Consider the following 11,496-nt stretch of genomic DNA (forward strand, 5'->3'; position numbering starts at 1 on the left):
AAACCAAAGGTTGCCCATTAGCACGCTTATCAATGAAAAAAACCACACTAGACTTGAATTTAAATCCACCCCATTCAGGTACAGCACGATGAAAATTCTTTTGATTGGCGCCTCCGGCACCGTCGGTTCGGCCATTGACCATGAACTGTCCCAGCGCCACAAAATCATCCGTATCGGCCGCAAGAGCGGTGATTTTCAGGTCGACATCAGTGACAGTGCCTCGATCCGCAAACTGTTCGAACAAACCGGCAACTTCGATGCGCTGATCTGCGCCGCCGGCAGCGTCAACTTCGTGCCGCTGGCCACCATGACCGAACAAGACTTCGAGCTCGGCTTGCGGGACAAGCTGATGGGCCAGGTCAACCTGCTGCTGATCGGGCGGGAATTCGCCAACGACGGTGCGTCATTCACCTTCACCACCGGCATCCTCAGCCACGATCCGATCCGTACCGGCAGCTCGGCCTCTCTGGTCAACGGTGCCCTGGACAGCTTTGTCCGTGCAGCGGCGATCGAACTGCCGCGCGGTCTGCGCATCAACTCGGTCAGCCCGAACGTGCTGGTCGAAGCCATGGGCAGCTATGCCCCGTACTTCCGAGGTTTCAAACCGGTGCCCGCCGCCGAAGTGGCGCTGGCCTACGCCAAAAGCGTCGAAGGCTTGCAGACCGGTCAGACCTACCGCGTCGGCTAAACCGCCAGAATCAAAAGATCGCAGGCTTCGCCAGCTCCTACAAAAGGCTCGGCGTCCCCCTGTAGGAGCTGCCGCAGGCTGCGATCTTTTGATCTTGCTTTGCAGGGTTGTGATGAACGGTCAGGCTGAGTAACGTGGCGACACTTGTCAGGAGACTCAAAGATGCGTGTTGCCCGTTCCTTAGTGCTTGTTGCCCTGCTTCCGCTGTTCGCCGCCTGCCAGTTGCTCGATGGTCCACGGGAAAGCGCTTCCCATGTGGGCCAGACTCGCATGCAGGGTCAGTTGACGGCGGCCGATGGCAAGCTGTTGTTTCAGCCGTGCAATGAGCCGCGCAGTTATGTGGTCAATGACACCGGCGGCACCAGCATCCTGCAAGAGGCTGCGACCCTGGCCGATGATCAGGGCAAGTTGTTTGCCGATGTACGCGGTCGGATCGTTGCCAGTGGTGCCGACAGCCGGCTCGATCTGGAGCAGCTGTACCGCGTCGAGCGTTCGGGCACGGCGTGCGACGATCCCAACTTCAAATTGCTGATCCTGCGCGCCGCCGGCCATGGCCCTGAGTGGAACGTCAAAGTCAGCGGCAAGGGCATGGTCATCGACCGCGCCGGCCAGCCGCCCTTGGCCCTGCCCTACGTTGAAGAGCAACTGGGCGATGGCCGCTTCAACCTCAGCACCGAAGCCAATAATCAGCGCATCGAGCTCTGGGTCGCGCCGCAACGTTGCGTCGACAGCAGCACCGGCAGCGTGCAGCACATGAGCGCCGAGCTGCGCATCGACGGCCAGGTGCAACGTGGCTGCGGGTATTTTGGCGGATCGCGTAACGACTGATCGTTTTTGCCTCACGGGAATCATCCTTTGAGGCTTATAATCGCGGGCTTCAAACGCCTTGGCGCAGTTGTGCGCCCCGCGAACCGGATCCCGTCATGTTACGAATCACCGAACTCAAGTTGCCGATCGACCATCCCGATGAAGACCTGCGCCCTGCCATCGTGCAGCGCCTGGGCATCGCCAGTGATGACCTGCTCGATTTCACCTTGTTCAAGCGCAGCTACGATGCGCGTAAAAAGTCCTCCGAACTGTGCTTCATCTACACCATCGACCTCAACGTTCGCGATGAGGCGTCGGTGCTGCACACATTCGCCGATGACCGTAACGTCAACGTGGCGCCGGATGTCAGCTACAAAATGGTCGGCCAGGCACCCGCCGACCTGAGCCAGCGTCCGATCGTGGTCGGGTTCGGCCCCTGCGGGATCTTCGCCGGGCTGCTGCTGGCGCAAATGGGCTTCAAGCCGATCATCCTCGAACGCGGCACCGAAGTGCGTCAGCGCACCAAGGATACCTGGGGCCTGTGGCGTAAAAGCGTGCTCAACCCCGAATCCAACGTGCAATTCGGTGAAGGCGGCGCGGGAACGTTCTCCGACGGCAAACTCTACAGCCAGATCAAAGACCCGAAATTCATCGGTCGCAAAGTCTTGCACGAGTTCGTCAAGGCTGGCGCGCCGGAAGAAATCCTCTACGTCAGCAAACCGCACATCGGTACGTTCCGTCTGACCGGTGTAGTGGAAAACATGCGTGAGCAGATTCGCGCCATGGGCGGCGAAGTGCGCTTCCAGCAGCGTGTCACTGACGTCTTGATCGAGGACGGCCAGCTGGTCGGCGTCGAGCTCAATGGCGGCGAGCAGATCCATTCCAAACACGTGATTCTGGCCCTCGGCCACAGCGCCCGAGACACCTTCCGCATGCTCCACGGTCGTGGCGTGTTCATGGAGGCCAAGCCGTTCTCGGTGGGTTTCCGCATCGAGCACCCGCAGTCGCTGATCGACCGCGCGCGTCTGGGCAAATACGCCGGGCACCCGAAACTCGGCGCTGCCGACTACAAACTGGTGCACCACGCCAGCAACGGACGTTCGGTCTACAGCTTCTGCATGTGCCCGGGCGGCACCGTGGTGGCGGCGACCTCCGAGCCGAACCGCGTGGTCACCAACGGCATGAGCCAGTACTCGCGGAACGAGCGCAACGCCAACTCCGGGATCGTCGTCGGCATTACCCCGGAAGTCGATTACCCGGGCGGCCCGCTGGCCGGCATCGAGTTGCAGGAGCGCCTGGAATCCCACGCCTTTGTGCTGGGTGGCAGCAACTACGAAGCGCCAGCGCAATTGGTCGGCGACTTCATCGCAGGCAAGCCCTCCACTGAATTGGGCAGCGTCGAGCCGTCCTACAAGCCGGGGGTTGCCTTGGGCGATTTGGCTCTGGCCTTGCCGGCGTTCGCCATCGAAGCGATTCGCGAAGCCTTGCCGGCGTTCGAGAAGCAGATTCGTGGCTACTCGCTGCATGACGCTGTATTGACCGGGATCGAGACGCGCACGTCATCGCCGTTGCGGATTACCCGTAACGAGTCGATGCAGAGCCTGAACGTGAAAGGCCTGTTCCCGGCCGGTGAAGGCGCGGGTTATGCGGGTGGGATTCTGTCGGCGGGTGTCGACGGGATTCGGATTGCCGAAGCGGTGGCCCGAGACATTCTTGGACTGGAAGCCTGATACGTAATTGCTGAAATAACGCAAAACCCTGTGGGAGCGAGCCTGCTCGCGATAGCGGATTAACATTCAACAGAGATGTTGACTGATCTACCGCTATCGCGAGCAGGCTCGCTCCCACAGTGGTTTAAGCGTCTGTTGAATGTCAGATATTGGCGCGCAACACGCTGGCCGGCAGCGGCTCGCCGCGCTCGACACTCGCCGCCACGGCATCCATCAACCCACTCAACTCATACCCCTGGGCCTTGAGCCAGGCCTGATCGTAATAGGTGGTGGCATAGCGCTCGCCGCCATCGCACAGAATCGCCACGATCGACCCCGATTCTCCCGCCGCCACCATCTGCTGGGCCGCCATCAAGGCGCCGATCAGGTTGGTCCCGCTCGATCCGCCAACCCGCCGTCCCAGATGCTGCGCCAGGTAATGCATGGCCGCCAGCGACAACGCGTCCGGCACTTTGACCATCGCATCGATCACCTTGGGCAGGAACGACGCTTCCACCCGTGGCCGCCCAATGCCTTCAATCCGCGAACCGCAATCCAGGCGCAGGCTGGCATCGCCGCTCTGGTAATAATCGAAGAACACCGAACGCTCGGCATCGGCGCACAGCACGCGGGTGCAATGCTGGCGATAGCGTACGTAACGGCCGAGCGTCGCAGTGGTGCCGCCGGTGCCGGGGCTGGAAATCAGCCAGCTCGGTTCCGGGTGCTGTTCGAAGCGCATCTGCTGGAAGATCGATTCGGCGATGTTGTTGTTCGCCCGCCAGTCGGTGGCGCGCTCGGCGTAGGTGAACTGGTCGATGAAGTGCCCGTCATGTTCGCGAGCCAGACGTTCCGACTCGGCGTAGATCTGCGTCGGATCGTCCACCAGATGGCTCTTGCCACCGTAGAAAGCGATCTGCGCGATCTTTTCCTTGGACGTGCTTGCCGGCATCACCGCAATGAACGGCAAACCCAGCAACCGGGCGAAGTACGCCTCGGAAATCGCCGTCGAACCGCTGGAGGCTTCGATCACCGGCGCACCGGGTTTGAGCCAGCCGTTACACAGGGCGTAGAGAAACAACGAGCGCGCCAGCCGATGTTTCAGGCTGCCGGTGGGATGGCTCGACTCATCCTTGAAGTACAACTCGATGCCCGGCAACCCCGGCAGCGGCAAGGGGATCAGGTGGGTGTCGGCGCTGCGCTGGAAGTCGGCTTCAATGATCCGGATGGCTTCGCGGGCCCACTGTCGGTTGTCGCTCATGATGATTTTCTCGTTGAATCAGGCAAAGAGTCGGCCTTGTCGCAAGGCTCAGCCCACAAGCTTAGGAAAGAACCTACATCATGCACAGATACAGCTGAGGTCCAATACGTCCGGCAACTGCTAGGCTCAGGCCTTTGCTGACCGTCCGCGTTGTAACGGCATATAACAAAAAAGAATATAACTTTTGTTTTAACAACTAACGGTACGGGTTAGGGTGTGCCACCTTTTGAATTCATCGATGGAGAGCGACCTTGCCTCTGCGTAGCACGTTCACGCGTTTCTTTCAGTTGGAAGCTGCCAGCGGTCTGTTATTGATCGCCGCGGCCGCTCTCGCCCTGATCATCAACAACTCATCGCTGTCGTGGCTCTATAGCAGCCTGCTGGACACCCCCGTGGTGGCTCAGATCGGCGCGCTGAAAATCGCCAAGCCACTGCTGCTGTGGATCAACGACGGTTTGATGGCCCTGTTCTTCCTGCTGATCGGCCTGGAAGTGAAACGCGAAGTCCTCGACGGCCAGCTGTCGAAACCGTCGCAGATCGTCCTGCCCGGCGCGGCGGCGATTGGCGGCATGGTGGTGCCGGCGCTGATCTACTGGTTCCTCAACCGCGACAACCCGTCCGCCCTGGGTGGCTGGGCCATCCCGACAGCCACCGACATCGCCTTCGCCCTCGGCGTACTGGCCCTGCTGGGTAAACGCGTACCGGTGTCGCTGAAACTGTTCCTGATGACCCTGGCGATCATCGACGACCTGGGCGCAATCATCATCATCGCGATCTTCTATTCCGGCGCACTGTCGACCTTGTCCCTGGCGCTGGCCGCGGCCTGCATCGCGGCCTTGATCGGGATGAACCGACTCGGCGTGGTGAAGCTTGGGCCGTACATGATCATCGGGCTGATCCTCTGGGTCTGCGTGCTCAAGAGCGGCGTGCATGCCACGCTGGCCGGTGTGACCCTGGCCTTCTGCATTCCACTGCGCACGAAAAACGCCGAGCCTTCGCCGCTGCTGACCCTGGAACATGCCCTGCATCCGTGGGTGGCCTACGGCATCCTGCCGCTGTTCGCCTTCGCCAACGCCGGCCTGTCCCTGAGCGGCGTGACCGTCGAAAGCTTCACCCACCATGTGCCGATGGGCATTGCCGTCGGCCTGCTGCTGGGCAAGACGGTCGGCGTGTTCGGCCTGACCTGGCTGGCGGTAAAAATCGGCATCGCCACCCTGCCCCAAGGTGCCAACTGGGGTCAGGTGCTGGGCGTGGCGATCCTCTGCGGCATCGGTTTCACCATGAGCCTGTTTGTCGGCTCCCTGGCCTTCGAGCCCGGCACCAGTGAATACGCCGGAATGGACCGCATGGGGATTTTGACCGGCTCGATACTGGCGGCATTGATCGGTTATGCGGTGACGGCGGCGGCGAGTCGCAAGAACACCGCCCTGCCTTCCTGAACGATAGAGAACACTCTTAGCGACATTCAGGATTCGTCCTACAGCCACGATTAGCCACGTTCGTTAACGTCGTGCAGCCCCTCTTTCCGGGGTTGCCGATGGACGAGCGAAAGGGCAATCAGTGGCTGGCAACAAGGACATCCCCCGGGTTAAAAACCCACCGTCAGGCGACGGGCATCACGTCACCTACCGTTACATGACCGCCACCGAACTGGCCGAGCGGGACGCCAGGCAAAATGCCTACGACGCCATGCTGGCCAGGCAGCAGGCCTTCGAAGACAGCCTTCAAGTCGCAGCGAAAAAGGACGACGTCGTCCGCGCGGGTTGCGTGTTCGCCAAGTCCTGCAAGCTGCCCGACGCAATCATCGACTACACGAATCCCTCCGGTGTTGTTCCGACCGACAGCCTGAAAGACTACGGCGAGCTGGTTCTGCTCGGTGCTCGCGAGGCCGATGAAAGCGGTGTCGTGCCGCTCAAGAAAATCAGTGGCACTGCGATTCCGGCAGGTTTCGGCAGCTTTGCTTTGGCCGGCTCAGCGTTCGCCGCACTGCCCGCGGTCGCCGCCAGCACCGCTGTGGCCACCTTGGCAGGCTTGGTGGCCCTGGTCATACCGTCGAGCCTTGGCGACAGCTCGCTCTACACCGAAGACCAACTGCGCGCCCTCAAACAGGCCCGCACCCGCGTTCGACTGCGGGTAGAGCAACAGGCTGACGGCAGTCTCAAGGGATACGGTTTCTATACCGGTAAAAACCGTGACTGGGAGATGGTCGATGTCGTGCAATTCACCTTGCGCGGCAGTCAGCAAGTGGCTGATCTGGGGGACGGCGTCGAGCTGGTCTGGACACCGGCCGAGGACGGTTCAAACGTCCTTGGCATCCCCGCTTTGGAAGCCGCACCGCAAGCGCCGCACATCTGGGTTTACCCGCCGACGAAGGCGGCTGACAGCATCATCGTGAACCCGGTGTATCCGCCGGAGTACAAGGATTTCATTCTTGTGTTTCCGGCGGATTCGGGGGTGTTGCCGGTTTACATCGTGCTGAGCATGCCTCAGCTTAACTACCATCCAAAACCTGCATCTCTGCCAGCTTTTCCAGACGCTAAATGGGCTAGCCCAAAAACCCCAATCAAAGGTGGGGGCGGATTGCGCCCACGCTGGAAGGATAGAAGCGGAACGATTTACGAGTGGGACTTCCAGCATGGAGCCGTTGAAAAGTACAACAAGCGTGGAAAACACTTGGGCGAGTTCAACCATGAAACTGGCACTCAGAACAAACCAGCAGATCCAACAAGGAAGGTAGAGCCATGAAGCATTTAATTATGGGGGTTCCGAAAGGCGAGGATTTTCCTTCATTTGAGAAGCAGATCCCTATTTCCACCATCGAACTCAAACTGATTATGGGGTGGGAGAAAGACGAAGACTCATTACATGACTATCGCCTTACCGAACAACAAATCATCGATATAGAAAAAGCATGCTCACTCGATCTGCCTAAGAATCTCGAATTATTTCTGACATCACACGACTAACGAGTTATCGAAAACAACTTGCATACGACGTCTGTCAGTACCCGCGCCATCCATAACAATCCCCAAAAGCAAAAACCCCGACCAGTCACCTGATCGGGGTTTTCTTTCACCCTAAGTCCCGCTTAGTGCGAAACGCGGCTCGTCCCACCCACAGTGGAGATCCGCACCCGCTCACCCACGCGGAACACTTCGTTTGGCTGAACTTCCTGCACGTAGGCGCGCATGCTGCCATCGTCTTCGCGCACGGTGATTTCAACGCCTTGAGTACGGGTCAGGCCTTCTTCGGCAGCCGAACCTACCAAGCCGCCAGCGACGGCGCCGATGACCGCTGCGACGATGCTGCCGCGACCGCCGCCGATAGCGCTACCACCAACACCACCCACGACTGCACCGGCGGCGCCGCCGATCGGGGTTTTGGTGCCTTCGATTTTCACTGGACGCAAGGCTTCGATGGTACCCATGCGAATCGTCTGCACACGACGCGCTTCGTCACGGGAGTAGGAGTCACCGGTCAGGCTCGATTGGCAACCGGAGAGCAACATCGCCATCGTGGAAAAGGAAGCAACCAGCAGAACAGACTTACGCATAGCATCAAACTCCATAGGACAGGTATCCATTAAACTCCGCGGCTTGACGCCTGTCACGGCATCGCCCGGATAAAATTGGTTTCATTCAGGCCAAGTACAGGCGCTTTCTCGAACTCTGCACACAGTAACGTCAAATTACAAAATCTGCGCCATTGCCCCAAGGATTTTCATGGATTACTTCATCATTGTTGTCACGACCGTCGCCGGCTTGTACTTCCACTGGTGGCTGTACGTGCGGATCAAACGCTGGATGGACCGCGACCTGGCGTTGTCACTGGCGGGTAAAGACGAACAGAAAAGAGCCTTTATGCTCCAGCAACTGGCGAACGCTCATGCGCAGAAGATCAAGCGTCGGGACCTGCCGCAGTGGCTTGAGGCCGCTGCGGCAGGGTATCCCGATCGGTAGACTGTTTAAGGGGCCAGGCGCTCACGAACCCAGTCAGCGCCCTGCAAGCGGTAGTTGAGGCGATCGTGCAGACGGCTCGGACGGCCCTGCCAGAATTCGATGCGCTCGGGTAGCAGACGATAACCGCCCCAGTGCTCGGGGCAGTGAGGCTGAGTGTCGCTGAATCGTTGCTCCGTGTTTTTGAGCAGCGCTTCCAGTTCGCCGCGATCAGCAATCACCTGGCTCTGGGGCGACGCCCAGGCACCGAGACGGCTGCCCAGAGGGCGAACCTGATAGTAGGCGTCGGACTCTTCAGGCGTGACCTTCACCACCCGGCCTTCGATGCGCACCTGGCGCTCCAGGGCCGGCCAGAAGAACGTCATGGCCGCAAATGGATTGGCGGCCAATTGCTGACCCTTGTCGCTTTCGTAGTTGGTGAAGAAGGTGAAGCCCTGCTCGTCCAGGCCCTTGAGCAGCAGAATGCGGCAGTGCGGCCGACCGTCCTGATCGACGGTGGCCAGCGTCATGGCATTCGCCTCCACCGGTACCTGCTCGGTTTTCACCGCGTCGGCAAACCACTGATGGAACAGCGCGAACGGCTCGGCCGGGGCTTGCGCCTCGGTCAGGCCATCTCGGGTGTAATCGCGACGCATATCTGCCAAGGGCCGGGTCATGGCGCATTCCTTTTGGTTAACGAATCACTTCTTTGTGTCATCGCTGACAGCAATTTTCTTGGTGTCGGCAGCGGGCGCAGCCTTTTTCGCGATGGCTTTTTTGGCTGGAGCCTTGGCGGCCGCTTTCTTGGCCGGTGCCTTTTTCTTCGCTGGTACAGCCGCTTTCTTGGCAGCTGGCGCCGGGGTCACAGGCTTGGCCACTGGCTTGACGTCTTGCGCGGCGACCGCTGTCACTGGCGCTGGAGCTGGCATGTTGTACTTGCTCAGCAACGCGACCATGGTATTTGCCGGTGTCACCAGCAGCTCGACGCGACGGTTCAAGGCACGACCTTCAGCACTGTCGTTGGCGGCACGCGGTGCGTCACCGCCCATGCCACGCAGCATCAGGCGATCACGCTGCAGACCGCTGAGGCGGAAGATCGCCGCCACCGCTTGGGCGCGCTCCTGACTCAGTTTCACGTTGGCCGGTGCGGCGCCCGACGTATCACTGTGACCCAGTACCAGCACCGCAGTCTTTGGATCGGCTTCGAGAATTTTCGCGACATGGGTAAATGGACCGAGGGTCACCGGCAGCAACATGGCCGGACGATCAGGGTTGAATGTGCCGTCTACCGGTGCCGTAACGACCAGTACGTTTTCACGGCGCTCAAGTTTCAGGTTACTGTCCTTGATCGCCTCACGCAGGCGCGGTTCGTAGTCGTCGAGCCAGGCTTGGGTGACTTTCGGATCGGGCATCGGCACGGCCTTGGCGGTGCTCTGCTCCTTGCCGCCGAATGGCCACCACCACTTGCCACCGGCATCGGCTTCGGCCTTGGCGACGGGGGCTGTGGCAGCAGGTTTCAGGGGCGCTGGGGCCGGGGCGGGTTCTTTAGCCGCGACCTTGTCGGAAGAACCGAACGGCCACCAGCTGCTGCCGCCAGCTGCGTCATTTTGTGGGGTTTGTGCGCAACCGGTGATGGCTAAGCACAGGGCCAGGGCGAGGGTTTTATTGGAAGACATGGGATATCCACAAAATGTAGTAATGGAGAATCAGACCGGGTTGCCCCGGATAAACAGCGCTTTGAAACCACAAAAGCTTTCGGGTTCCGGCCCTGGCCCCCTTAAGCGTGATTTACAGACAAGTGGCCAGTACTCGCACAAGCTTTTGGGCCCGTGGATCCATCAAGACGTACGGCCCCAGAGTATTGGTCACAAAGCCGAAGGCCACATCGTATTCCGGGTCAGCAAAGCCGATGGAACCGCCGGCGCCCGGATGCCCGAACGCCCGTGGGCCGAGGCCGTAGGTGGCGTTGGGTACGTCCGGTTGATCGAGCATGCAACCCAGGCCAAAGCGGGTCCGGGTCAGCAAAGTCTTGTCCTCGCCGAGGCTGTGTTCGCGGGTCAGCTCATCGAGCATTTCGCTTTCCAGCAGGCTGCCGTCGAGCAGATCGGCGTAGAAACCGGCCAGGCTGCGAGCATTGCCGTGGCCGTTGGCGGCCGGCTGCTGCATGCGCCGCCATTCCGGTTTGTTGGTGCTGGTCATGATAGACGGCGGGTTGGTGAAGGCCCGCGTGGTCATGGCCGTCGGTTCGCGCATGGTCACTTGCAGCAAGCGCTGGGCCGCGGCATCGCCGAGGTTGCCTTTGCTGCGGGCGATGTGCGCCACGCGATGGAACTCTTTGTCGGCGAGGCCAACGTGGAAATCCAGCCCCAACGGCTTCGCGACCCGCGCCACAATGGATTCGCCCGGCCCACGACCATCGGCGCGACGCAGCAACTCACCGACCAGCCAGCCATAGGTGATTGCCGCATAACCGTGACCTTCACCCGGCGTCCACCACGGCGCTTCGGCGGCCAGCGCATCGACCATGGTCTGCCAGTCGTAAAGCGCTTCGGGGGGCAGCAACTCGCGCAGAGCCGGCAGGCCGGCCTGATGGCAGAGCAATTGGCGCAGGGTCACGGATTCTTTGCCGGCGGCAGCGAACTCGGGCCAGTAGCGGGCGACCGGGGCATCCAGTTGCAGCTTGCCTTCGGCCACCAATTGCAGCGCGGTCACCGCGGTGAAGGTTTTGGTGCAGGAGAACAGGTTGGCGATGGTGTCGCTGTGCCAGGCCTCAAGGCCGTCCTTGTCGGCGGTACCGGCCCAGAGGTCGAGGACGGTTTCACCGCCGATCCGGATGCACAACGCCGCGCCACGTTCCTGAGGATCGTCGAACAGCGCTGCGAACGCTTCGCGCACCGCTTCGAACTTAAGCTCGTAATGACCCTGAATCTGCACCCGCAACTCTCCCGGATAAACGCTCTACAAAGTGGCCCGCATTGTTCCAGCCCTTGAGGGTTTTGGGAACAGGGTCGGGCCGGGCGGTCAATTCAAGATCAAGATCAAAAGATCGCAGCCTGCGGCAGCTCCTACAGTGAGGTTGAGTACACCCTGTAGGAGCTG

The 11,496-nt window shown here is 60.5% G+C and carries 12 protein-coding genes; 7 read left to right on the forward strand and 5 right to left on the reverse strand.

Annotated features, from left to right (window positions below; translation table 11 throughout):
- The first annotated feature begins 88 nt into the window (after positions 1-88).
- The 3 genes from KGB14_RS03195 (at position 89) to KGB14_RS03205 (ending at position 3,225) form a co-directional block, all read left to right on the forward strand.
- Positions 89-688: a short chain dehydrogenase gene (locus KGB14_RS03195; protein WP_223484064.1), complete on the forward strand. Its 600-nt coding sequence runs from the start codon at positions 89-91 to the stop codon at positions 686-688.
- Positions 689-850: 162 nt separating this feature from the next.
- Entirely contained in the window at positions 851-1,516 is a 666-nt protein-coding gene (locus KGB14_RS03200) for a COG3650 family protein (RefSeq protein WP_223484065.1), read from the forward strand.
- A 95-nt stretch (positions 1,517-1,611) separates the two neighbouring features.
- The gene (locus tag KGB14_RS03205) at positions 1,612-3,225 is read left to right on the forward strand and encodes an NAD(P)/FAD-dependent oxidoreductase (RefSeq protein WP_223484066.1); all 1,614 of its coding nucleotides are present in this window, start codon (positions 1,612-1,614) and stop codon (positions 3,223-3,225) included.
- A gap of 142 nt (positions 3,226-3,367) precedes the next feature.
- On the opposite strand, the gene KGB14_RS03210 is transcribed toward KGB14_RS03205, so the two are convergent.
- Positions 3,368-4,465: a PLP-dependent cysteine synthase family protein gene (locus tag KGB14_RS03210; protein ID WP_223484163.1), complete on the reverse strand. Its 1,098-nt coding sequence runs from the start codon at positions 4,463-4,465 to the stop codon at positions 3,368-3,370.
- Between the two features lie 248 nt (positions 4,466-4,713).
- Between KGB14_RS03210 and nhaA the strand changes: the two genes are divergently transcribed.
- The 3 genes from nhaA to KGB14_RS03225 all read left to right on the forward strand — a co-directional run bounded on the left by nhaA (position 4,714) and on the right by KGB14_RS03225 (position 7,428).
- Positions 4,714-5,901, forward strand: a complete 1,188-nt coding sequence (gene nhaA, locus KGB14_RS03215; RefSeq protein ID WP_223484067.1) for a Na+/H+ antiporter NhaA — start codon at positions 4,714-4,716, stop codon at positions 5,899-5,901.
- A 121-nt stretch (positions 5,902-6,022) separates the two neighbouring features.
- A complete protein-coding gene (locus KGB14_RS03220) occupies positions 6,023-7,207 on the forward strand; it encodes a colicin E3/pyocin S6 family cytotoxin (protein ID WP_223484068.1) in 1,185 nt (394 codons plus the stop codon).
- Positions 7,204-7,428, forward strand: coding sequence for a hypothetical protein (locus KGB14_RS03225; RefSeq protein ID WP_223484069.1), 225 nt, complete (start codon positions 7,204-7,206; stop codon positions 7,426-7,428). Before KGB14_RS03220 ends, KGB14_RS03225 begins: the two co-directional genes overlap by 4 nt.
- A 122-nt stretch (positions 7,429-7,550) precedes the next feature.
- On the opposite strand, the gene KGB14_RS03230 is transcribed toward KGB14_RS03225, so the two are convergent.
- On the reverse strand, positions 7,551-8,015 hold the full coding sequence (locus KGB14_RS03230) for a glycine zipper 2TM domain-containing protein (RefSeq protein ID WP_223484070.1): 465 nt from the start codon (positions 8,013-8,015) through the stop codon (positions 7,551-7,553).
- A gap of 169 nt (positions 8,016-8,184) precedes the next feature.
- On the opposite strand from KGB14_RS03230, the gene KGB14_RS03235 reads away from it, so the two are divergent.
- Positions 8,185-8,421, forward strand: coding sequence for a hypothetical protein (locus KGB14_RS03235; protein ID WP_223484071.1), 237 nt, complete (start codon positions 8,185-8,187; stop codon positions 8,419-8,421).
- Between the two features lie 5 nt (positions 8,422-8,426).
- Here the strand turns inward: KGB14_RS03235 and pdxH are convergent, their stop codons facing one another.
- The 3 genes from pdxH to KGB14_RS03250 form a co-directional block, all read right to left on the reverse strand.
- Complete coding sequence (pdxH, locus tag KGB14_RS03240; protein ID WP_223484072.1) at positions 8,427-9,074, reverse strand: pyridoxamine 5'-phosphate oxidase; 648 nt, start codon at positions 9,072-9,074, stop codon at positions 8,427-8,429.
- A 24-nt stretch (positions 9,075-9,098) separates the two neighbouring features.
- Positions 9,099-10,073, reverse strand: coding sequence for an OmpA family protein (locus tag KGB14_RS03245; RefSeq protein WP_223484073.1), 975 nt, complete (start codon positions 10,071-10,073; stop codon positions 9,099-9,101).
- A gap of 112 nt (positions 10,074-10,185) precedes the next feature.
- A complete protein-coding gene (locus KGB14_RS03250; protein ID WP_223484074.1) occupies positions 10,186-11,331 on the reverse strand; it encodes a serine hydrolase domain-containing protein in 1,146 nt (381 codons plus the stop codon).
- Positions 11,332-11,496: the final 165 nt, after the last annotated feature.

The sequence above is a fragment of the Pseudomonas sp. A-RE-19 genome (genome assembly GCF_019956555.1).
Lineage (GTDB): Bacteria > Pseudomonadota > Gammaproteobacteria > Pseudomonadales > Pseudomonadaceae > Aquipseudomonas.